Genomic DNA, 21,438 nt, shown 5'->3' with positions numbered 1-21,438 from the left:
AGCTACCTCGCCGGACTCCACCTCCGCGCCTCCATGATCTGGATCAAAGACCTCACCCAAACCACTCAGTGACCACAACTCAATACAGGCCCTAGTTCGCCATGAGGCGGTCCGCCAGGCCCTCCAGCAGACCGACGACGCCCAGTGGCCCGTCGACGACCAGGTCGGCGCGGTCGGCCAGTTCGGTGACCTCTGTGCTGCCGCTGCACACGAGGAGGCCGGGGAGGCCCTCGGACCGCAGTTTGTCGACGGCGGCGAACGCGGCGAGGTCGCCGAGGTCGTCGCCCGCGTACAGCACGGAGCGGGCGCGCGCTTCGCGTACGTACTCGGCGAGCGCGACGCCCTTGTCCATGCCGGGCGGGCGCAGCTCCAGGACGTAGCGGCCGGGTTCGACGATCAGGCCGTGGCGCTCGGCGAGCCCGTCGAGCGGGCCGCGCAGCAGCTCGAAGGCGGCCTGCGGGTCGGCGGCCCGGCGGGTGTGGACGGCGACGGCGCGGCCCTTGCTCTCGGTCCACGTGCCCCGCCAGGCGCCGGCCGCTTCCAGGACGCCGGGGAGTTCGGCCTGCGCGGCGGCGACTCCGGGGTGCGGCGCGGGGGCCTGTACGGTCCCGGTGGCCGCGTCCCAGCGCTCCGCGCCGTAGTGGCCGAGGACGGTCAGCCGCTCCAGGCCGGGTACGCCCGCGAAGCCGCCGTAGCGGACGGCGACGCCAGCCGGCCGTCCGGTGAGCACGGTCACGGCGCCCAGGCGCGGGGCGATCCGGGCGAGGGCGGCGACGGCCGCGGGGTGCGCTCGCGCGCGCTCCGGGTCGGGGACGATCTCGGCGAGGGTGCCGTCGAAGTCAAGGGCGACGGCGGCACGTTCCGGAGCTTCGAGGAGCGCGGCGAGGCCGTCGCGTCCGGCGGGCGTCACGGGGACGAGGAGGGGGTTGCTGCCCATGCGGCGACCCTACCGGGGAGCGGCGCCCGTCCGGCCGGCCGCGACCCGTACAAGGGGTGCTCGAAGGCCATCCGAGGGGCCGTCGTACGGAGGACCGCGGGGAGGGCCGTACGGGCCGTACGTGGAGGGGGGCGTCTACCGGCGTTCGCGGCGGGCCGTACGCGAAGGGGGTGTCTACCGCCGTTCGCGTCGTGCCGTCCGTACGCGGCGCAGGCGGTTGACCGTGCCCGGGTCGTGGATGAGTGCCCGTTCGTCGTCGAGCAGGGCGTTCAGGAGCTGGTAGTAGCGGGTCGGCGTGATGCCGAGCCGCTCCCGGATCGCGCGCTCCTTGGCGCCGGGGCCGGCCCAGGAGCGCCGCTCCATGGCGAGAACGGCCAGCTCGCGATCCGAAAGCTCCGGACGCGGCGACGGCGGGTCGGCGGGCTCCGGACGCTGCGACGGCTCCGCAGTGCCTGGACGCTCCGGAGGCTCCGGAAGGGCCTCTTCCGGTTCCTCCGGCTTCCCCGACTCCCCCGGCGCCTCCGAGAACTCCTCACGCGGGCTCATTTCGCCCACCTTAGCCGTCCGCGTTGTCCGTGGCCTCGGCCTCGCGCTGGATCGACTCAAGCACCGACGCCGGGTCGCCGCCCTTCTTCACCGTCGAGCCGATCTTGTCCTTCAGCGCGCTGGTGACCCGCGCCCACGAGGTCTTGTCCGCCGGGTAGAACTGGGCGTACTGAAGCTGCTCAAGGAACGGCCACAGCTTCTTTTCCTCGTCATCGTTGCGCATCGCCTCGGACGCCGACGTGGTCACCGGCAGCATGTCGTACCGGCGGGTGAAGTCCAGGACGTTGTCCTTGTGGTAGATGAAGTTGAGGAAGCGGCCGATCTGTTCGCGGCGGCCGTTCGCCTTGAAGCCCATCATCCAGTCGGCGACGCCCATCGTCGTCTCGGCCTTGCCGTCGATGCCGGGCAGCGGCGCCATCTTGTACTTGATGCCGTGCGCGGCGGCCTGCTGCATCAGCGTGGGGTGGCCGTTGAGCATGCCGACCTCGCCGCGGCTGAACGCGTCGAAGATCTGCTGCCGGTTGGTGCGGCTGGGGTCGCCGGTCCCGGTCAGCCCCTTGCCGACGAGTTCGTCGCGCAGCCACTCGAACGCCTTGACGTTCTGGGGCGAGTCGATCGTGTACGCGCCGGTGCGGTCGGTGTAGCCGCCGCCCGCGCTGAGCATCCACAGCATGGTCTCGGCCTGCGGCTCCTCGCGGCCGAACGGCAGCCCGAAGGGGATCTTCACGCCGATGGCCTTGAGCTTGATCGCGGCGGCCTGGATGTCGTCCCAGCTCTCGGGCGCCTTGGTGACGCCGGCCTTGGAGAAGAGCTCCTCGTTGTAGAAGAGCAGCCGGGTGCTGGAGACGAACGGCAGTCCGTACTGGACCCGGTGCAGGTCGCCCGCCGCGGATACCGACGATATGAAGTCGGACTGGGTGGGGATCGACAGCAGCTGGTCGGCGCTGTAGAGCTTGCCGGCCGCGGCGAAGTCGGCGTACGCGCCGATCTGCGCGATGTCCGGCGTCTGACCGTCCTTCACCATCTGGGCGAGCTGCTTGTCGATGTCGCCGGTCCAGGGCAGCACGGTCACATCGACCTTGATGTCCGAGTTCTTCGCCTCGAAGGCGCGGATCGCCTTCATCCAGTATTTCTTCGAGGTGTTGGCGGGTTTGTCGCCGTAGTCGGCCGCGACCAGTTTCAGCGTCACATTGCCCGAACCGGATTTGTCGCCGCCGCACGCGGCCAGCGTGGACGCCATCGCCGTCGTCGCGGCCCCGGCCGCCGTCAGACTCAAGAACCGCCGCCGCTGCACAGCTGCTTCCCCACCTTGCGGATTGATCGGTATTGGTTGACCGGCCCTGTCGGACCGGCGTCGAAGGACCGGTACTGATCGCTCATGTCCCCGGGGGGCCTGCGCGCCCCGCGGCCCTCGCCGCGGATGCGCCGGGCTCTCCGGGCCGGTCACGGCTGCGAGTCTGCCCCGCGCGCCAGTCTAAGGTCTACTCCGCCCCTGGTCTCGCTTCGGTCTCACCCTTCCCTCGCGCAGCTCGGGGCTGCTATCCACGGAACCGGCGCGTGCGCGCACGCACCGCCGCTCACGTCCTCCGCCCGTCCTCCGCCCGGCCACGTCACCCCGTTCCCGGTAGCCCCGTCGCCCCCTGTCGCCCCGTCACCCCTCTCATCCCTCTCACCCCCCTCACCTCGCGAGGAGCAGCAACGCATGGAGTCGTCCTCCCGTACCGCAGCCGAGACAGCCACCCAGCCCAGTTGCTGGCGGCGCGCCGCCGAGGCCGCGGCCGCGGCGAGCGGACTGCCGCGGCCCGGCGAGCGGGTGGCGATAACCGGCTGCGGCACGTCGTGGTTCATGGCCCAGTCGTACGCGGCCCTGCGCGAGGCCGCCGGGCAGGGCGAGACGGACGCGTTCGCCGCGTCGGAGTTCCCGGTCTCCCGCCCGTACGACCGGATCGTGGCGATCACCCGGTCCGGGACGACGACGGAGGTGCTGGAGCTGCTGCGGGCCGTACGGGGCCGGGGCGCGGCCACGCTGGCGCTGACCGCCGACGCGAAGACGCCCGTCATGGACGCGGCGGACGCGGTGGCGGTGCTCGGCTTCGCCGATGAGGAGTCCGTCGTGCAGACGCGCTTCGCGACGACGGCCCTGGCCTTCCTGCGGGCCGGTCTGGAGGCGCACGGCGCGCTGCCCGCCGGGGTGAAGACGGTGGCGGAGGCGGCGGTGGACGCCGAACTGGCGGTCGTGCAGCCGCTGCCGGAGGCGGCGCTCGCCGCCGAGCAGTGGACGTTCCTGGGGCGGGGCTGGACGTACGGGCTGGCGCTGGAGGCGGGCCTGAAGATGCGTGAGGCGGCGGGCGCGTGGACGGAGGCGTACCCGGCGATGGAGTACCGGCACGGCCCGATCGCCGTCACCGGGCCGGGGCGGGTCGCGTGGGTCTTCGGCGGGCTGCCGCCGGGGCTGGCCGGCGACGTCGACCGGGTCGGGGGCTCGCTGCTCGCGGACTCCTGCGCGGCGGGCTCGCTGGACCCGATGGCGGACCTGATCCGCGTGCAGCGGCTGGCCGTGGCCGTCGCGGAGTCGAAGGGCTACGACCCGGACCGGCCGCGCAACTTGACGCGGAGCGTGATCCTGCCGGAGTGAGGCGCGTACGGGCCGGGCGCGGGGACGGGGGCCTTCGACGTACGGGAGCGCCCGCACCCTGCCACATCCGCCCGCGCCGAACCGCGGAAGTCCCGTCCCGGCGCCCCTCCGGCGTGAGATCCGCCACGCCGGAGGGATGGGCGCGGGGCGGCGCCGGAGCGCGCCCGGCATGCGATCCGCCGTCCGCGACGGCCCGTTCGGTCCCCGCGAGCGCCGCCGCGCCCCCCGAGTGGACTAGACCTTTCGCGGTACAACGCGCGAGACTGTACCCCGTGAGACACGTCATCGCGCTCGATGTGGGCGGCACCGGGATGAAAGCCGCCCTCGTCGGGGCGGACAACACGCTTCTGTACGAGGCCAGACGCCCCACCGGCCGCGAACGCGGGCCCGAGGCCATCGTCGACGAGATCCTCGACTTCGCCGCCGAGCTGAGCGACAAGGGCCGCGCGCTGTTCGGCGAACCGGCCGAAGCCGCCGGCGTGGCCGTCCCCGGCATCGTGGACGAGGCGGGCGGCGTCGCCGTGTACGCCGCGAACCTCGGCTGGCGCGACCTCCCCATGCGGCGGCTGCTCAGCGACCGGCTCGGCGGGCTGCCGGTCGCGCTCGGCCACGACGTACGGACCGGCGGCCTCGCCGAGGGCCGGATCGGCGCGGGCAACGGCGCGGACCGGTTCCTGTTCATCCCGCTCGGCACCGGCATCGCGGGCGCCATCGGCATCGACGGCCGCATCGAGGCCGGCGCCCACGGGTACGCCGGCGAGATCGGCCACATCGTGGTGCGCCCCGGCGGCCCGGAGTGCAGCTGCGGACAGCGCGGCTGCCTGGAGACCATGGCCTCCGCCGCCGCCGTCAGCCGCGCCTGGGCCGCCGCCAGCGGCGCCCCGGAGGCCGACGCCGCGGACTGCGCGAAGGCCGTCGAGTCCGGCGACCCGCGCGCGCGGGCCGTCTGGGACGAGGCGGTCGGCGCCCTCGCCGACGGCCTCCTCATCGGCCTCACCCTGCTCGACCCCCGCATGCTCATCATCGGTGGCGGGCTCGCCGAAGCGGGGGAAACGTTGTTCACACCGCTGCGGGCGGCCGTCGCCGACCGCGTCACGTTCCACAAGGTCCCCCGCATCGTTCCGGCGGCCCTCGGGGACACCGCCGGCTGCCTCGGCGCGGGGCTGCTCGCCTGGGATCTGCTCGCCACGAAATCCACGGAGGTTACCGCCTGATGGTCGAACGAACGGTTCTCTCGGGCGCAAGGGTGGTGCTGCCGAGCGGCGTGGTCGAGGACGGCCGCGTCACCGTCGAGGGCCGGCGCGTCGTCGACGCCGGTACGGCTTCTCCGGACGGCCGCCCGGACACGGCGGCGGCTCTGGACCTGACCGGGCACTGGATCGTTCCCGGCTTCGTCGACATACACGTGCACGGCGGCGGCGGCGCCTCGTTCTCCGGCGGCACCGCCGAGGAGGCCCTCACGGCCATCCGTACGCACCGCGCTCACGGCACCACGACGACAGTGGCCTCCACCGTCACCGGCGACCTCGACGACCTCGCCCGGCAGGCGGCCGTCCTGTCCGAGCTGACCGAGCAGGGCGACCTGGCGGGCATCCACTTCGAGGGCCCGTTCATCTCCTCGAACCGCTGCGGCGCGCACCAGCCGGAGCTGCTGCGCGACCCGGACCCCGCGGACGTCCGCAAGCTCGTCGAAGCGGCGCGCGGCGCGGCGAAGATGATGACTTTGGCCCCCGAACTGCCCGGCGGCCTCGACTCCGTGCGGCTGCTCGCCGAGGCGGGCGTCATCGCGGCCGTCGGCCACACCGACTCCGACTACGACGCCACGCGGGAGGCCATCGAGGCGGGCGCGACCGTGGCCACCCACCTCTTCAACGCGATGCCCTCGCTCCTGCACCGCGCGCCCGGCCCCATCCCGGCCCTCCTGGAGGACGAGCGGATCACCGTCGAGCTGATCAACGACGGCACGCATCTGCACCCCTCGATCCTGGAGTTGGCGTTCGACCGCGCCGGCGCGGCCCGCGTCGCGTTCATCACGGACGCGATGGGCGCGGCCGGCATGTCCGACGGGCAGTACCACCTCGGCCCCATGCGCGTCGACGTCACGGACGGCGTCGCACGGATCGCGGACGGCCCCACGGCCGGCGCCATCGCGGGCTCGACGCTCACCCTCGACACGGCCTTCAAGCGGGCGGTGACCGTCGACAAGCTGCCCGTCGAGGACGCCGTACGGGCCATCTCCCTCAACCCCGCGCGACTGCTGGGCGTGGCCGACCGCGTCGGTTCGCTGGAGCCCGGCAAGGACGCGGACCTGGTCGTGCTCGACGCCGCGTACGACCTGGTGGGCGTCATGCGGCACGGCGAATGGATCGTCAAGCCCGCGGCCATTACCGGCGGTTAATGCCTTAAACCACCCGAAGAGGTGGTTCCGCATGGCTGTGCGGCGGTCGCGAATGATTGCGAATCAGCTGCGAACGACGGCGGTCGGCCCTCTGGACCTGGGCCGACCGCCCGCTGTTTGGCATGATCGCGATGGCACAGCACACGCGTCTCCAGGGGTGGTCCACGTGATCCTCACCGTCACTCTCAATGCCGCCCTCGACATCACCTACCGGGTACCGCGGCTGCGGCGGCACGCCTCCCACCGCGTCACCGACGTCACCGAACGCCCCGGCGGCAAGGGCCTCAATGTCGCGCGCGTACTGGCCGCCCTGGGGCACGACACGGTCGTCACGGGGTTCGCGGGCGGCATCACGGGCGAGGCGCTCCGCGCCCGGCTGCGGGACGGCGGCAACGGCGGCATAGGAACTCCTGGCGCCGGGCCGGACGGGCCCGCGACCGACGCCGTGAACGGCGCGAACGGTACGACCGGCACGGGAAGACCTGCCGCCGCCCCCGGCGCCCTCACCGACGCCCTCGTCCCCATCGCCGGGACCACCCGCCGCACCGTCGGCGTCGTCGACGCCGCGACCGGCGACACCACCCAGCTCAACGAGGCCGGCCCCGCCGTCACGCCCGCCGAGTGGGCCGCCTTCACCGGCACATACGCGACACTCCTGGCCGACGCCTCCGCCGTCGCCCTGTGCGGCAGCCTCCCGCCGGGTGTGCCCGTCGGCGCGTACGCGGACCTCATACGGCAGGCGCGGGCCGCGGGCGTCCCCGTGCTCCTCGACACCAGCGGCGAGCCCCTCCACCGCGGCATCGCCGCCCGCCCCGACCTGGTCAAGCCCAACGCCGCCGAACTCGCCGAGCTCACCGGCTCCACCGAGCCGCTGCGCGCCGCCGAGGACGCCAGGCGCCGCGGCGCGGGCGCCGTCGTCGCCTCCCTCGGCGCGGAGGGCATGCTCGCCGTCACCCCCGAGGGCGCCTGGCGCGCCACCCCGCCGCAGCGGATCGCGGGCAACCCGACGGGCGCGGGCGACTCGGCCGTCGCGGGGCTCCTCTCCGCCGGGGCCGAGGCCCTCCCCTGGCCGGACCGGCTGGCGCGGGCGGTGGCGCTGTCGGCCGCGACCGTGCAGGCCCCCACGGCGGGCGACTTCGACCGCCAGACGTACGAGCGGCTGCTCCCCCTGGTCGAGGTGGCCAGCGCCACCGCGCCCGGCTGAGCGGCTGACCGGCGCCGAGGGCGGTTCCCCGCACAGCCACCGCCGACGTACTTCCTACGGGTCCGTTCACAGCCGCCGGGTGACGCGACATGGGCCTACGGCGCGTCGCGACCGGGCTTGACGTGACCGGCCGACAGCCAGACCTGGTCGATGTTGAACCCGCACTTGTTGCCCTGCTCGCACGAGACCTTGATGGTGTTCTTGCCCTTTTTCAGGTCGACCCAGGCCCACGTGTTCGTCCAGCCCTTCTCCCAGTCGCCCTCCTTGGCGCCGGTGAAGTTCCCCATGCTCAGCTTCTGGCCGCTGACCTCGCCATTGACCGTGAGCGTGGAGTTGGCGTCCCTGCCGGGCACGCCGAAGTTCACGGAGAGCGTGTAGCCGCCGCCCTTCGGGACCTCGAAGTCCCAGGTGACGCCCGCGCCGGGCTTGTCCATGCCCCCCACGTACGTGCCGTCGGCGGACCGCGCCCCCTTCACGTCCTTGGACGTGGTGGCGCCGCCATCGACGCGCAGGCTCCCCGCGTCCTCCTTGGGCAGCTTGCCCGGGGGCTTGGTGGGGGTGGGCTTGTCGCTGGGCTTGTCGCTGGGCTCGGCGGACGGCGTCGACTCGGAGGACGCGGTGTCCTTCTTCTTCTCGTCCCCGCCGTTGTTGATCATGGCGATGCTGATGCCGGCGATGACCACCACGACCACCGCGATGGCGCCGATGAGCAGGCCGCGCCGGTTGGGACGGCCGCCGCCCTGACCGCCGTCCTGGCCGTATCCGGGGCCGCCGGGCCGGGAGGGCGGGCCGCCGGGCAGCGTCTCGGGGGCCGCGTACGAGGCGTTGGGCTGCTGCCCGTAACCGGGCTGCTGCTGCCCGTACCCCTGCTGCTGTTGGCCGTAACCCTGCTGGCCGTAGCCCTGCTGCTGACCGTAGCCCTGCTGGTTCGGCACGCCCTGGCCGTACGTGCCGCCCTGCTGCTGCCCGTACTGCCGGGAGCCGACGGGGCGGACCTGGTTGTACGACGTGCGGGGGACGCCGGGCTGCTGCGCGGTCCCGCCGTCGCCGGCCTCGCCGCCCTCCGAGCGGTACAGATAGGCGAACGGGTCGTCGTTCTCCGGCTTGTCGTCCGCGCCGTTGTTACCGGCCGTCATCCCCTGTCACTCCCTACGTGCTGTACCCACCGGCGCCCACCACGTACGCGCCCGGGCCGCTCTTCCGGGCCGGGGCGGCCGGGAGCGGGCTTACGCGATCCGGATGGCCGGAATTCTTGATCGATTCGCGGTCGGCGACAGGCGCCGCCCCGGCGCAGCCTACCCCGTACGGAGTAACCGGCGTGGTGCCGCGGACGTCATCCGGCCCGTCGGCCGGCCTTGGCGCGGGAGCGCTTCTCCACGTACATCCGCTGGTCCGCGGAGTGCAGAACCTCCTCGGCGGACATCCCGCAGCCCGCCCAGCCGATGCCGAAGCTGGCGCCGACCCGGACCGCCCGGCCGTCGACCCTGATGGGCGGAACGATCGCGTTGCGCAGCCGTACGGCCAGGTCCTGGGCGTCCGCGCGGCCGAGGCCGTCGGCGAGGACGACGAACTCGTCGCCGCCGAGCCGGGCCACCGTGTCGCCGTCGCGCACCCCGTTGGTCAGCCGGTGGGCGACCTCGATGAGAACCGCGTCGCCGGTGTGGTGGCCGAACCTGTCGTTGATCGACTTGAAGCCGTCGAGGTCGCAGAAGAGCACGGCCAGGCCCTTGCAGCCGTCGTCGTCCCCCTCCTCGTCGGGGGCCACCGTGTGCACATGGTGGTCGAACCCGGCGGCCAGCACGGTCTCCAGGCCGCTGCCCGCGGCGTAGGCGTCGGCGCCGAAGTCGTGCCCGTACTGCCCGTACGCGGCGCCCTCCACCTCCGCGAAGGCCGCGAGCACCCCGTCGGCGGCCAGGGCCGCGGCCGCGTGCCCGTCGCTGCCGGGGGGCCGGGCACAGAGCCGGCTGGAGAGGCGGGCGCGCAGCTCGGCGCTGTTGGGCAGGCCGGTGAGCGAGTCGTGGCTGGCGCGGTGGGCGAGCTGCAGCTCGTGGCGCTTGCGCTCCTCGATGTCCTCGACGTGGGTGAGCAGGAACCGGGGGCCGTCGGCGGCGTCGGCGACCACGGAGTTGCGCAGCGAGACCCACAGGTACGTGCCGTCGCGGCGGGAGAGCCGCAGCTCGGCGCGGCCGCCCTCGGCGGCGGTGCGCAGCAGGGTGCCGATGTCCTCGCGGTGGACGAGGTCGGAGAAGGAGCAGCGGAGCATCGCGGCGGCGGGCCGGCCGAGGAGGCGGCAGAGCGCGTCGTTGGCGCGCACGATGCGGCCGTGCTGGTCGCCGCCGAGCTCCGCGATGGCCATGCCGCTGGGCGCGAACTCGAACGCCTGCCGGAAGCTCTCCTCACTGGCCCGCAGCGCCTGGCCCTCGCGCTCCAGCCGGACGAGTGCACGTTGCATGTTTGCTCTCAGCCGAGCGTTGCTGATCGCAATCCCGGCCTGGAAGGTGTACATCTGCAGCGCTTCGCGCCCCCATGCGCCGGGTCGGCGTCCATTGCGGGGTTTGTCCACCGAGATGACGCCCAGCAGATCCCCGCCGGCCGCGCCCGTCGCGTACATCGGGGCGAAGAGCCGGTCCATGGGATGCCACTCGCCGGGGAAGCGCGGCTCGGGTCCGCCGGTGTGCCACTGCGGGACGTCGTCGTCGTCGAGCACCCAGCCCTCGGCGTAGGGCACGAAGCGCAGGTCTCCCCAGCCCTCGCCCATGCCCAGCCGGCGCTCCCAGGACGCCCGGGAGCCCACCCGGCCCGCCATGAGCGCCTCGGCGCTCGCGCTGCCCGCCACCGCGGCCACCACGAGGTCGCCGTCGGGCCGCACCAGATTGACGGCCGCCAGCTCGTACCCGAGGCCCTTGGTGATGCCTTCCGCGACTGCCTGCAGCGTGTCCGCGAGGCTGCGCGCGGTGTTCAGGTCCGCCACCGCCTGGTGCAGCTGCCTCAGGGTCGCAAGGCGGACATACGGCTCCGACTCGGTCTCCATACCGTGCACTCCCCCGAGACCTCGACAGCAACTCCAGAATTCTTGTCGTCCGATTACCACGGCCACTGAATCACAGCGAGCTGCCCACTCGGTACACAGGGTCAACAATTACTGACTGCTGTGACTCATGTCACAGGGAGTGTTCGGCTTGCGGGGGTGGCGACGGGCGGCCCCACTATGCTTCCTAAACGCAAATCCGAGGCCACCCCGCATGGACGGCCGATCGGCCGTCGGCCCTAGGACCCGCCTGGTCCCGCAGCCCGATGTGACGCAGAGCGAGGGGCGGCTAGCGTGCGGAACGTGTTGCAGACGACTTCTTTCCCACGCGCCGACGCCGACATCCCCCATGCTGGCGGGGTGAGTGATGACGAGTTCCGGGCCGCGCTGGCGCGGCTGGCCGCGGGCGTGGTGCTGGTGACGGCCCACGACCCGGAGGACGGTCCGCGCGGCGAGGACGTCGGCATGACGGCGACCGCCTTCATGTCCGTGTCCCTGGACCCGCCTCTCGTGATGGTGAGCGTTCGCAACGACTCCCGGATGGACGATCTCCTGGAGCGCCACCCCCTATGGGCCGTGTCCGTGCTCTCCCAGAGCCAGCGGCACATCGCGGGGCGGTTCGCGATGAAGGGGCGCGTCAGCGACCGGCTGCTCTTCGAGGACATCCCTTACGAGCGCGGCAAGGAGAGCGGCGCGCCGCTGGTGGGCGGGGCGCTGTCCGTACTGGAGTGCCGCACCGAGCAGCGCGTCACCGCCGGGGACCACACGCTGGTGATCGGGCGGGTGCTGACGGCCGGCAACCCGAGCGCGGAGGGCGGGCCGCTGCTGTACTTCCGGGGGAAGTACGGGAAGTTGGCGTAATGGGGCGGTCCGGACGCCGTCGAGGGCGCACGGAGGGGGCCGGGCGCTGCCGAAGGCGTACGGAGGGGCCCGGACGCTGTCGAAGGCGTACGGAGGGTGGCCCGGCTGACGTACGGGGGTGCGGCCCGGGCGACGTACGGGGGGGGCGGCCCTACCGGCGTACGGGGGGGGCGTGACCCTGCCGACCGACGTACGGGGCGGCCCGGCCGGGCCCCGAACAGCCCGGCCGGCGTCGCGCCTCAGCCCCAATCCCGCCCGGAGCGCCCCTTCTTGGTATCGCTTCGCGCCTTCTTATTGCGCAGGCGGCGCTCGTTGACGCCGCGCGGGATCTTCCGGGCCTTACGGGGCCGGGGCGGCGGAGCGGTCGCCTCCGCGAGCAGCGCGGCCATCCGCACCAGCGCGGTCTCGCGGTTGCGCCACTGCGAACGGTGCTCGGAGGCCCGTACGGACACGACGCCGCCCACGAGGCGGCCGGCGAGCCGCTCCAGGGCGCGCTCCTTCCACACCTCCGGCAGCGCCTCCGTCCTGGCGAGGTCGAAGCGCAGCTCGACCTGGCTGTCGCTGGTGTTGACGTGCTGCCCGCCGGGCCCGGAGGACCGGGAGAAACGCCACATGAGCTCCGCCTCCGGCAGGGAGACGGAACCGCGGATGACGTGAGGACCGGACATGGCACCCATGATCCCGCGCTCGGAGACCGCCGTCACCTCGTTTTGCGCGGAGCGATCGGCAACTGGCCGTCAGAGATGAGTAAAGAAAGTAAAGGGAGCTGGAACCCTACGGTCCCTCCTTCGCGTTATCGAGGATGACGGTAGCTTCGTCCGCAGTACGGAGCCCCGCGTCTCGACCAGAAAGGGACATCTCCCATGGCTGTAAGCCTGTCCAAGGGCGGCAACGTCTCCCTCACCAAGGAGGCCCCGGGCCTGACGGCCGTCACGGTCGGTCTCGGCTGGGACGTCCGCACCACCACCGGCACGGACTTCGACCTGGACGCGAGCGCCATCGCCGTGAACACGAGCGGCAAGGTCTACTCGGACCAGCACTTCGTCTTCTTCAACAACAAGGTCACCCCGGACCAGTCCATCGAGCACACCGGTGACAACACCACCGGTCAGGGCGAGGGCGACGACGAGCAGATCAAGGTCAACCTGGCCGGTCTGCCCGCCGACGTCGACAAGATCGTCTTCCCGGTATCGATCTACGACGCCGAGAGCCGCAGCCAGAACTTCGGCCAGGTCCGGAACGCCTACATCCGCATCGTCAACCAGGCGGGCGAGGCCGAGATCGCGCGCTACGACCTCAGCGAGGACGCGGCCACCGAGACCGCCATGGTCTTCGGCGAGCTGTACCGCAACGGCGCCGAGTGGAAGTTCCGCGCCGTGGGCCAGGGCTACGCCTCGGGCCTGACCGGCATCGCGAAGGACTTCGGCGTCAACGTCTGACCCCAGACTCCGACCGACCCGGAACCGGCGCGTAGCCGCCTCGGGACCGACGCATAGCCGGCCCGGAACCGGCGCGGAGCCGGCCTGGTCGGCACGGAGACCGAAGGCCCCCAACTGTCCGTCAGTTGGGGGCCTTTCCATGTGCGCGGCAGGGCGGTCAGTCCGGTAGCAGCCGCGACACGAGGGAGCGCACCCATTCGTCGGTGAGGGGCAGGCCGGAGAAGACCCCCCGGTAGTAGAGGGGGGCGAGCAGGGCGTCCGTGGCGCGTTCGAGGGTCGGAGGCTGATTGCCCCGGACGCGGTCCCGTTCGAGGACGGCTTCGAGCGCCTGCCCGCGCTCCCCGCTGCACGCCTCGGCGCCCAGCCCGCCGGCCGTGCCGATGGTGGCGCGTACCAGGGCGAGGGTGTCCGGGTCGCCGAGGTCCTTGGCGAGGTCGAACGCGTAGCGCTCCAGATCCCCGCGGAGGCCGCCGGTGTCCGGGACCACGAGGTCGCCGGAGAAGCGGCTCGTGGCGACGTCGGCGAGCAGATCGCCGACGGAGCCCCAGCGGCGGTAGACCGTGGTGGCGTGCACGCCCGCGCGGGCGGCCACGGCCGGAATCGTCAGCGGCTCATTGGCCTCGTCGGCGAGCAGTTCCTTGACGGCCCGGTGGACGGCCGCCCGGACTCGGGCGCTCCGGCCACCGGGCCGACTGCCGGGTTGACCGCCGGATTGACCGGCGGGTTGACCGCCGGTGTGCGGCGAAGGAGGGGGCGTAACGGGCATGGGGCCAATTATTGCATCGTTCACTGCTTTTTTAATGCAGCGTTCACTGCGATTGTGTTAGCTTGGAGCCGTAAACGCAACGATCACTGCGAGGCTTGCGGGCCTCAGGAAGTGAGTTCGACCGTGCCCAGCCGAGAGTTCACAGCACCCGAGACGCGCCCGCTGCGACTGCGGGACGTGACGGTCCCCAACCGCGTGTGGATGTCCCCGATGGCCCAGTACTCCGCGGGACCGGACGGAATGCCGACCGACTGGCACCTCGTGCACTACGGAGCGCGCGCGGTCGGCGGCGTGGGCCTGCTCATGGTCGAGGCCACGGCCGTAGGGCCCCGGCACCGCACCACGTCGGCGGACCTCGGCATCTGGAACGAGGAGCAGGCCGCCGCGCACCGCCGCCTGACCTCCTTCATCGCCGGCCGCGGCGTCGTCCCCGCGATCCAGCTGCTGGCCGCGGGCCGGAAGGCATCGCACCAGGTCCCCTGGGAAGGCGCGGGCCAGAACGGCCCGGTGAGCGTGGCCGACGGCGGCTGGGAGACGATCGGCCCGACCGCGACCCCCATCGGTGACCTGAACGCCCCCAAGGAAGCCGACGACGCCGACCTCGACGAGGCCGTCGAGGCCTTCGCCCAGGCGACCCGGATGGCCCACCTGGCGGGGTACGAGGCCGTCGAGATCCACGCCGCCCACGGCTACCTCGTCCACCAGTTCCTCTCCCCCCTGTCCAACCACCGCACGGACGAGTACGGCGGCAGCCTCCAGAACCGGATGCGCTTCCCGCTGCGCGTGGCCCGCGCCGTCCGCGCGGCCTTCCCCCCGGAGAAGCCCGTCTTCGCCCGCGTCACCGCCACCGACTGGGCCGCCGGCGGCCTCACCATCGACGACGCCGCGATATTCGCCAAGGAACTGGCGGCCGCGGGCATCGACCTCCTGGACATCTCCTCCGGCGGAGCGGTACGGACCCGCGAGGCCCGCACGCCCGTACGCGACGAGGTCCACGTCGAGTTCGCGGACACCCTCAAAAAGGCATCCGGCCTCGCGGTCGCCCCCGTCGGCCAGATCGGCGACCTCGCCCGAGCCGCCGAACTCGTGGCCACCGGCCGAGCCGACGCCGTCCTGATGGGCCGCCCCCTGCTCCGCGACCCCTACTTCGCCCTCCGCACCCGCCCCGACGACCAGACGGCCTGGCCGCGGCAGTACCACCGCGCGCTGTGAGGCCGGGGCACGTCCTGAGGACTGGAACCGGAAGCGCGCGGGGAACGCCGGCGCTGCCAGGCGGGGCTACGGGCCCGGTTCCCCGTACGGAGCCCCGCGCCGGACGCGACACGGCGCGGCCCCGGCTGCTGGGTCCGCGCCCCGGTGGTTCTCCCCGCCCAGCGGCACCTGACGAGACGCGTCGTCCGGTCGAGTTCGGACTGACTGTCGCGGCGGGCGAGGCTCAGCGGACGTCGGCTTCCTCCGCTTCCCCTCCGTTCCGGCGTTAACGTGAAGGACCGGCCGAACGGGCCCTCGCCGCATCGCACCGCGAGAAGAAGCGGTTGCCCGTGTTGGGGCGGCCACGGCCACTGAATTCACGCGCCGGGCTGACGTTCAACGAGCAGCAGGTGTTCGAGCAGCGTCCGTAGAGCCGGCTCGCCCCCGGACATCCCGGGCCGCCGGAGCGGGCGGTTGAGCCGGTCGACAAGGTGAGCGTGTATCTCGTCGGCAGTGGCAAGCAGGGCAGCGGCACGTGCCCGGTCTCCTGCATCGGGAGCTCCGCCGACCGCCCACCGGGGTGGTGACCTGAAGCGGCCGAACACCGGCCCGAGGCAGGCGCATTGCTCCTGAAAGCCTCGCTCGACCGCTACCTCGCGGAAGACACGTCCACCGCCATCCCGTCCGAAGGCTCCCCTCGGCCTTCGCGTCGGCCCCTCGGCCGGTCGAGGTCATCGGCCGGAACCGGCTGTTCAGCGAGGTGATCCGGGGCGGACCGGGCATCGCCGGGCTCGGCCTGGTCGAGCTCTGCGAGCCGCTGGAGCAGGGCTCCCACCGTGTCGGGAGCTGCGGGCAGGAGCGGCAGGCGCACGTCCGGGGTGGGAATGCGGCCCAGCGCGTGCAGGGCGCCTTTCAGTACGACCGGGTTGGGTTCGGCGAAGACGGCCGCTGAGATGCGCACGAGTCGGTGCCCCAGCGGCCGGGCCGCAGCCGCGTCCCCGCGCGCCCACGCGTCGGCCAGGTCGGCGAAGCGCCGGGTGGCCAGGTGCGCCGAGGCGGCGATGCCGCCCGCCGCGCCCAGCGCCAGCATCGGGGAGAGCAGGAGGTCGTCACCGGCCAGCACGGCGAAGCCGGGCGGGCAGTCGGCCAGGAGTTCCACGGCCGCCCCGTCCAAGGCTCCCGTCGCGAACTTGGTTCCCGCCACGTTGGGGAGTGCGGCGAGTTCGCGCAGCGCCGCGGTGCGGAGCGGCTGGGCGGTGCGGTAGGGGACGTGGTAGACGAGCAGCGGTACGGGGCTGTGGGCGGCGAGCCGCGTGAAGTGCGCGATCACACCCGCCTCGCCCGGTCTGGTGAAGGAGGGCACCGGCACCAGAGCGGCCGTGATCCGCGGCCACTTTCCGAGCCCGGCGAGCGCGGCCGCGCCTGCCGCTGTGTCGTTGGCCCCGGCCCCGACGACGAGGGCCGCACCGCGCTCCTGGCAGACCTCGGCGCACAGCTCGATCACCAGCCTGCGCTCCGTCGCGTCGAGTGCGGCTGCCTCGGCCGTCGTGCCGAGCGCGACGATCCCCGCCGCGCCTTGATCCAGCACGTCGCGGGCCAGGGTCTGGAGTGCGTCGGCCGCGATGCCGCCGGTGGCCGAGAAGGGCGTGACGAGAGGGACCAGAATTCCGTGGAGAGCCATGGGCTCCACCCTCGTCCGGCCCGCCATATAGGTCTAGTTCACGTTTTCGGGGCTGAGCTTAAGCTGTTCTGATGCTCGATGTTCGCCGCCTACGGCTGCTCCGGGAGCTGGCCCATCGCGGGACGATCGCGGCTGTCGCCCGGGCCCTGGCCTTCACCCCCTCGGCCGTCTCGCAGCAGCTCAGCGCGCTGGAACGGGAGGCCGGCGTGCCGCTTCTGGAGCGCACGGGGCGGCGCGTGGTGCTCACCCCGGCGGGCCTGTCCCTGGTCCGCCACGCCGAAGCGGTCCTCGACCGCCTGGAGCAGGCCGCGGCCGAACTGGCCCAGTCGCGCGAGGGCCTGGCCGGGGCCCTGCGCATCGGCACCTTCGCCACCGCCGGCCGGACGGTGATCCCGGCGGCCCTGCGCACGCTCGCCCGGCACCACCCCGGCCTGGAGCCGATGGTGCTGGAGATCGACCCGGCAGACGTGGCCGACGCCCTGCGGGCGGGCGAACTCGACGTGGCGCTGATCCACGGATACGACTTCGCGGACGGCCCCGTCCACCGGGTGCTGTCCACGGAACCCCTGTGCGCCGAGGCGATGTACCTGGCCTCGGCGGCGGACTCCGGCCACACCGCGGCCGAGCGCGTCGAGAACCCCGACACCGCGGCGATCGCAGCCTGCCGCGACCTGCCGTGGATCACCGCGACACGTGGCACGCTCTGTCGCCGGATGACCGTGCGGCACTGTGAAGCCGCCGGTTTCACCCCTCATGTCCGCCACGAGATCGACGACTTCCCGACGGTGCTCGCCCTGGTGGCGGCCGGTCAGGGCGTGGCCCTGGTCCCGGAGCTGGCCTTGACCGGCCCACCGCCCGGAATCGTGCTGACCCGGACGCCGCTGCGCCGCCGCACCAAGATCGCCTACCGCAGCGGCGCCGCCCACCATCCGGCGGTATCCGCGATCACCGCAGCCCTCCGCTCAGCCCTCCCCACCCCCCTCGTCGCGGAACCTGAGCCTCAGCCGTAGCGGCGCTGCGGCTCGTACGACAGGGCCTACGGGCATCCGTCGCCCGCACCCGACCTGCCCGGCCTCGGTCACCCCGTCCCGCCCCCGAAGGCCGGCACGCCCCGCCCGCGCGCCCGGCGCGCGCCCAACGCGCCCCGCCCCCAACCCCGGCACGTCTCGCCGCAAACCGGAATGAAATCCCCCGCCTGTCCAAGAACGCAGGATCAAATCCTTGTTGCGCCCCTGTCAAAGAGCCCCAACGCCTGGCACTCTCTCCTCGGTTCACTCCTGCACTACCGGGCACCCCACCCTTGGCTGCCCGGCCCATCGATGGGCCGCGAACCAGCGGTCCGCGCAAGGAGACCGAGTTGAGACGGATCACGTCCACCCCCCGCAAGAACACGCTGCGCGCCGCCGCGCTGATCGCCTCCGCCGCCATGGTCGCCGTCGGCGTCCAGGCCGGTTCGGCCACCGCGCAGCCCGACCGTGAGTCGGGCGCGACAGCTGTTCAACTCTCCGCCGCCCAGCGGACGTCCGCGCTGCGCGTCACCCAGGACGGGGCAGCCGCGACGGCCGGGAAGATCGGCCTCGGGGCGAAGGAGAAGCTCGTCGCCCGGGACGTCGTCAAGGACGCGGACGGCACGGTGCACACCCGGTACGAGCGCACGTACGCCGGACTTCCCGTGCTCGGCGGGGACCTGGTCGTACACGTGGCGAAGAACGGCGCGCGCAGCGTCACCAAGGCGACCGAAGCCACGATCGCCGTGCCCGGCACCGACGCGAAGCTCGCCCCGGCCGCCGCCAAGAAGAGCGCGCTCGCGGCGTCGAGCGCCAAGAAGAACGCCAAGACGGCCGCCAACGCCGCCCCGCGCAAGGTCATCTGGGCCGCGAGCGGCAAGCCGGTCCTCGCGTACGAGACCGTCGTCAGCGGCGTCCAGCCGGACGGCACCCCCAGTGAGCTGCACGTCATCACCGACGCGGCGACCGGCGCGAAGCTCTTCCAGAACGAGGCCATCGAGACCGGCACCGGCACCAGCACGTACAGCGGCAAGGTCAACCTCACCACGACGAAGAGCGGCTCGACCTACCAGCTCACCGACGGCGCGCGCGGCGGCCACAAGACGTACGACCTGAAGCAGGGCACCTCCGGCACCGGGACCCTGTTCACCGACGCCGACGACGTCTGGGGCGGCGGCCGCCAGACCGCCGGCGTCGACGCCCACTACGGCGCGGCCGTCACCTGGGACTACTACAAGAACGTGCACGGCCGCAACGGCATCCGCAACGACGGCCGGGGCGCCTACTCCCGCGCCCACTACGGCAACAACTACGTCAACGCCTTCTGGCAGGACAGCTGCTTCTGCATGACGTACGGCGACGGGTCCGGCAACACCCACCCGCTCACCGCGCTCGACGTGGCCGCCCACGAGATGAGCCACGGCGTCACCGCCGCCACGGCCCGCCTCAACTACAGCGGCGAGTCCGGCGGCCTCAACGAGGCCACCTCGGACATCTTCGGCACGGCGGCGGAGTTCTACGCCAACAACGCCGCGGACCCCGGTGACTACCTCATCGGCGAGAAGATCAACATCAACGGCAACGGCACGCCGCTGCGCTACATGGACAAGCCCAGCAAGGACGGGCCGTCCAAGGACTACTGGTACTCCGGCCTCGGCAACGTGGACGTCCACTACTCCTCCGGCCCGGCCAACCACTGGTTCTACCTGATCTCCGAGGGCAGTGGCCCGAAGGACATCAACGGCGTGCACTACGACAGCCCGACCTCCGACGGCTCCAAGGTCACCGGCATCGGCCGGGCCAAGGCCGAGAAGATCTGGTACAAGGCGCTGACCACGTACTTCACCTCCACCACCAACTACAAGGCGGCCCGCGCGGGCACCTTGAAGGCGGCGGGCGACCTGTACGGCACGACGAGCGCCGAGTACAAGGCCGTCGGCGCCGCCTGGACCGGCATCAACGTCAAGTAGTCGCGTAGCGGTCCAACGGTCCAGCACCACCCAGCACATCCAGCACTCCCCCCGCACCACCCGCACCGCCCGTACGCAGCCGCGTCCCCGCCCGCCCCGACGGGCGGGGGCGCGGCCCGCGACCGGCCCCCGGCCGTGACACCATCGAGGCGTGATCGACCTCGGCTACTCGCTCTCCTCGCGCTTCCCCGACCCGCCCCAGCTGGACTACCGGACGGCGGACGTACGGGCGCTGCGCCACGACCTGTTCTGCGGAGACGTGTACCTCGCCGACGCCAAGACCGACCGGGAGCTGTCCACGGCCTGGGGCTGGGTCCCCGTGCTCGACTTCGCCTGGGCGCTGTGCGACATCCTGGAACAGCTCGACCGCGACCCGCGCGGCAACCGCTCCGCGACCCCGCACTACGCCGAGCTGGACTTCACCGAGTCCGCGGACCGCATGCTCTTCGAGCGGCGCTTCGGCTGGGTGGAGGTCACCGCCGACTGGATGCCGGCGGACGAGGCGCCGCTCACCTTCAACCACCGCGCGCTGCGCCGCGAGGCCCGCGACTTCCTGCACGACCTGATCGCCGACCTCACCGACATGCACGAAGGGCTCGGCGACAACCCGGCCGTATGGGACCTCCAGGCCCGCTTCCCCCGGAGCTGACCACCCCGGCCGTAGCCACAGCCCGTAGCCACAGCCCGTAGCAACAGTCCGTACCAACGTCCCGTACCAACAGTCCGCGCGGACAGCCTGTACGGACAGCCCGCTACTCCACCCGCACCCCGATCTGCGCCGCGAACGCCGGCGCCAGGTCGAAGAGCTGGGCCGGGCTGATGACCGCGCCCGCCAGCTGGTCCACGCCCCGCGCGATGTCCAGCTCGGTCGCCTCCCGCAGATCGACGTCCGTCATCCGCACCGCCGTGAGATCGACCCGCCGCACCGCGCAGTCCTTGAACACCACCCGCTCCAGCCGCGCGCCCCCGAAGTCCGCCTCCGAGAGGACGCACCCCTCGAACGTCACGTCCTTGAGCACCGCCTTGCGCAGATTCAGGTAGTCGATCTTCCCGCCGCGCACCAGCACCCGCTCCAGCACCGCGCCGTGCAGCTGCGAGCCGCCCAGCCGCGCGTCCACGATCTCCACATCCCGCAGCGACGCCTGCGCCAGGTCCGTGCCCACCCCCCGTACGCCGTCCAGCACGCAGTCCACGAACCGCGCCCGGCCCAGCCGCGTCTCGTCCAGCGCGCAGCGCGTCAGCCCGCAGTCCATGAACCGCGCCCCGCGGCCCTCCTGGCCCACGAAATCCAGGTCCGTGAAGCCGATCCCGTCGTAGTCCCCCTCGGACTCCAGCTCCGCGTCCTCGAACGGCCGCAGCGGCGGCAGCCGCACCTCCGGCACCCGTACCGTCCGCGCCGCCGCCGTGCTCTTCTTGCCTCGCGTCGTCATCGCACCGCCTCCCGCCCATACCGTGGCACAGGGCACTGACAACGCCCCGGCCCACCGACCGGAACAGCCGGGCCCACCGCCCGGAACTGCCCGGTCCAGGGCCCGGCCCAGGGCCCGGCCCAGCCCGTTCCACCACCCGGCGCACCACCCGCAACCGCCCGATCCCCCGCCCGCCGCCCGGACCCCACCCCTCCGGAGCGCGCCGCGCCCCCGGAGCGCCTACGCTGTTTGAGCGCGTCGTACGTGCGTACACGACGCCCGCGGACGGCGAGTACGGAAGCCATACGTACGCGACGCCGGCACGCGGCGGCGGGTACGCGCCCGGGCGACGACCGATCCGCCCGG

General features: G+C 72.8%; 19 protein-coding genes. 10 read left to right on the top strand and 9 right to left on the bottom strand.

Annotated features, from left to right (window positions below):
• Nucleotides 1-91: 91 nt before the first annotated feature.
• The 3 genes from otsB to AB0I22_RS31615 all read right to left on the bottom strand — a co-directional run bounded on the left by otsB (nt 92) and on the right by AB0I22_RS31615 (nt 2,777).
• Nucleotides 92-937: a trehalose-phosphatase gene (otsB, locus tag AB0I22_RS31625; RefSeq protein WP_363134401.1), complete on the bottom strand. Its 846-nt coding sequence runs from the start codon at nt 935-937 to the stop codon at nt 92-94.
• Nucleotides 938-1,111: 174 nt separating this feature from the next.
• Entirely contained in the window at nt 1,112-1,483 is a 372-nt protein-coding gene (locus AB0I22_RS31620; protein WP_363134400.1) for a DUF3263 domain-containing protein, read from the bottom strand.
• 10 nt (nt 1,484-1,493) lie between these two features.
• On the bottom strand, nt 1,494-2,777 hold the full coding sequence (locus tag AB0I22_RS31615) for an extracellular solute-binding protein (RefSeq protein ID WP_363134399.1): 1,284 nt from the start codon (nt 2,775-2,777) through the stop codon (nt 1,494-1,496).
• A gap of 408 nt (nt 2,778-3,185) precedes the next feature.
• Here AB0I22_RS31615 and AB0I22_RS31610 point away from each other — a divergent pair, with 408 nt between their 5' ends.
• From AB0I22_RS31610 to AB0I22_RS31595, 4 genes are all read left to right on the top strand, one after another.
• Nucleotides 3,186-4,118: an SIS domain-containing protein gene (locus tag AB0I22_RS31610; protein WP_363134398.1), complete on the top strand. Its 933-nt coding sequence runs from the start codon at nt 3,186-3,188 to the stop codon at nt 4,116-4,118.
• 272 nt (nt 4,119-4,390) lie between these two features.
• Nucleotides 4,391-5,332, top strand: a complete 942-nt coding sequence (locus AB0I22_RS31605) for an ROK family protein (protein ID WP_363134397.1) — start codon at nt 4,391-4,393, stop codon at nt 5,330-5,332.
• Entirely contained in the window at nt 5,332-6,516 is a 1,185-nt protein-coding gene (gene nagA, locus AB0I22_RS31600) for an N-acetylglucosamine-6-phosphate deacetylase (protein ID WP_363134396.1), read from the top strand. The genes AB0I22_RS31605 and nagA overlap by 1 nt, the downstream gene beginning before the upstream one ends.
• Before the next feature lie 166 nt (nt 6,517-6,682).
• The gene (locus AB0I22_RS31595) at nt 6,683-7,720 is read left to right on the top strand and encodes a 1-phosphofructokinase family hexose kinase (protein ID WP_363134395.1); all 1,038 of its coding nucleotides are present in this window, start codon (nt 6,683-6,685) and stop codon (nt 7,718-7,720) included.
• 95 nt (nt 7,721-7,815) lie between these two features.
• Here AB0I22_RS31595 and AB0I22_RS31590 read toward each other — a convergent pair whose 3' ends face one another.
• Complete coding sequence (locus AB0I22_RS31590) at nt 7,816-8,856, bottom strand: carbohydrate-binding protein (protein WP_363134394.1); 1,041 nt, start codon at nt 8,854-8,856, stop codon at nt 7,816-7,818.
• Nucleotides 8,857-9,053: 197 nt separating this feature from the next.
• Nucleotides 9,054-10,751, bottom strand: coding sequence for a diguanylate cyclase CdgB (cdgB, locus tag AB0I22_RS31585; RefSeq protein WP_363134393.1), 1,698 nt, complete (start codon nt 10,749-10,751; stop codon nt 9,054-9,056).
• A 300-nt stretch (nt 10,752-11,051) separates the two neighbouring features.
• Between cdgB and AB0I22_RS31580 the strand changes: the two genes are divergently transcribed.
• Nucleotides 11,052-11,609: a flavin reductase family protein gene (locus AB0I22_RS31580; RefSeq protein WP_363134392.1), complete on the top strand. Its 558-nt coding sequence runs from the start codon at nt 11,052-11,054 to the stop codon at nt 11,607-11,609.
• A 239-nt stretch (nt 11,610-11,848) separates the two neighbouring features.
• On the opposite strand, the gene arfB is transcribed toward AB0I22_RS31580, so the two are convergent.
• Nucleotides 11,849-12,286, bottom strand: coding sequence for an alternative ribosome rescue aminoacyl-tRNA hydrolase ArfB (gene arfB / locus AB0I22_RS31575; RefSeq protein ID WP_363134391.1), 438 nt, complete (start codon nt 12,284-12,286; stop codon nt 11,849-11,851).
• Nucleotides 12,287-12,472: 186 nt separating this feature from the next.
• Between arfB and AB0I22_RS31570 the strand changes: the two genes are divergently transcribed.
• Nucleotides 12,473-13,048: a TerD family protein gene (locus AB0I22_RS31570; protein ID WP_363134390.1), complete on the top strand. Its 576-nt coding sequence runs from the start codon at nt 12,473-12,475 to the stop codon at nt 13,046-13,048.
• A gap of 157 nt (nt 13,049-13,205) precedes the next feature.
• On the opposite strand, the gene AB0I22_RS31565 is transcribed toward AB0I22_RS31570, so the two are convergent.
• The gene (locus AB0I22_RS31565) at nt 13,206-13,814 is read right to left on the bottom strand and encodes a TetR/AcrR family transcriptional regulator C-terminal ligand-binding domain-containing protein (protein WP_363134389.1); all 609 of its coding nucleotides are present in this window, start codon (nt 13,812-13,814) and stop codon (nt 13,206-13,208) included.
• A gap of 123 nt (nt 13,815-13,937) precedes the next feature.
• On the opposite strand from AB0I22_RS31565, the gene AB0I22_RS31560 reads away from it, so the two are divergent.
• Nucleotides 13,938-15,026 (top strand): NADH:flavin oxidoreductase/NADH oxidase, encoded by a 1,089-nt coding sequence (locus tag AB0I22_RS31560; protein ID WP_363134388.1) that lies wholly within the window; start codon nt 13,938-13,940, stop codon nt 15,024-15,026.
• Nucleotides 15,027-15,654: 628 nt separating this feature from the next.
• Here the strand turns inward: AB0I22_RS31560 and AB0I22_RS31555 are convergent.
• Entirely contained in the window at nt 15,655-16,686 is a 1,032-nt protein-coding gene (locus AB0I22_RS31555) for a dihydrodipicolinate synthase family protein (RefSeq protein WP_363134387.1), read from the bottom strand.
• A gap of 71 nt (nt 16,687-16,757) precedes the next feature.
• Here AB0I22_RS31555 and AB0I22_RS31550 point away from each other — a divergent pair, with 71 nt between their 5' ends.
• The 3 genes from AB0I22_RS31550 (at nt 16,758) to AB0I22_RS31540 (ending at nt 20,312) form a co-directional block, all read left to right on the top strand.
• Nucleotides 16,758-17,696, top strand: a complete 939-nt coding sequence (locus AB0I22_RS31550; protein WP_363134386.1) for a LysR family transcriptional regulator — start codon at nt 16,758-16,760, stop codon at nt 17,694-17,696.
• Between the two features lie 347 nt (nt 17,697-18,043).
• Nucleotides 18,044-19,663: a M4 family metallopeptidase gene (locus tag AB0I22_RS31545; RefSeq protein ID WP_363134385.1), complete on the top strand. Its 1,620-nt coding sequence runs from the start codon at nt 18,044-18,046 to the stop codon at nt 19,661-19,663.
• Nucleotides 19,664-19,814: 151 nt separating this feature from the next.
• A complete protein-coding gene (locus AB0I22_RS31540; RefSeq protein ID WP_363134384.1) occupies nt 19,815-20,312 on the top strand; it encodes a hypothetical protein in 498 nt (165 codons plus the stop codon).
• 103 nt (nt 20,313-20,415) lie between these two features.
• Here AB0I22_RS31540 and AB0I22_RS31535 read toward each other — a convergent pair whose 3' ends face one another.
• Complete coding sequence (locus AB0I22_RS31535; RefSeq protein ID WP_363134383.1) at nt 20,416-21,093, bottom strand: pentapeptide repeat-containing protein; 678 nt, start codon at nt 21,091-21,093, stop codon at nt 20,416-20,418.
• Between the last annotated feature and the right edge of the window lie 345 nt (nt 21,094-21,438).

This window comes from Streptomyces sp. NPDC050610 (assembly GCF_040654875.1).
Classification (GTDB): Bacteria; Actinomycetota; Actinomycetes; order Streptomycetales; family Streptomycetaceae; genus Streptomyces.
Note: the sequence above shows the minus strand (reverse complement) of the source record. Positions and strands in the feature narration are given on the sequence as shown.

What these genes read in the sequence shown, in the direction of transcription:
- otsB (WP_363134401.1), bottom strand. Translation starts at nt 937, where the DNA reads ATGGGCAGCAACCCCCTCCTCGTCCCCGTGACGCCCGCCGGACGCGAC.
- AB0I22_RS31620 (WP_363134400.1), bottom strand. Translation starts at nt 1,483, where the DNA reads ATGAGCCCGCGTGAGGAGTTCTCGGAGGCGCCGGGGGAGTCGGGGAAG.
- AB0I22_RS31610 (WP_363134398.1), top strand. Translation starts at nt 3,186, where the DNA reads ATGGAGTCGTCCTCCCGTACCGCAGCCGAGACAGCCACCCAGCCCAGT.
- nagA (WP_363134396.1), top strand. Translation starts at nt 5,332, where the DNA reads ATGGTCGAACGAACGGTTCTCTCGGGCGCAAGGGTGGTGCTGCCGAGC.
- AB0I22_RS31590 (WP_363134394.1), bottom strand. Translation starts at nt 8,856, where the DNA reads ATGACGGCCGGTAACAACGGCGCGGACGACAAGCCGGAGAACGACGAC.
- cdgB (WP_363134393.1), bottom strand. Translation starts at nt 10,751, where the DNA reads ATGGAGACCGAGTCGGAGCCGTATGTCCGCCTTGCGACCCTGAGGCAG.
- arfB (WP_363134391.1), bottom strand. Translation starts at nt 12,286, where the DNA reads ATGGGTGCCATGTCCGGTCCTCACGTCATCCGCGGTTCCGTCTCCCTG.
- AB0I22_RS31570 (WP_363134390.1), top strand. Translation starts at nt 12,473, where the DNA reads ATGGCTGTAAGCCTGTCCAAGGGCGGCAACGTCTCCCTCACCAAGGAG.
- AB0I22_RS31565 (WP_363134389.1), bottom strand. Translation starts at nt 13,814, where the DNA reads ATGCCCGTTACGCCCCCTCCTTCGCCGCACACCGGCGGTCAACCCGCC.
- AB0I22_RS31555 (WP_363134387.1), bottom strand. Translation starts at nt 16,686, where the DNA reads ATGGCTCTCCACGGAATTCTGGTCCCTCTCGTCACGCCCTTCTCGGCC.
- AB0I22_RS31550 (WP_363134386.1), top strand. Translation starts at nt 16,758, where the DNA reads ATGCTCGATGTTCGCCGCCTACGGCTGCTCCGGGAGCTGGCCCATCGC.
- AB0I22_RS31535 (WP_363134383.1), bottom strand. Translation starts at nt 21,093, where the DNA reads ATGACGACGCGAGGCAAGAAGAGCACGGCGGCGGCGCGGACGGTACGG.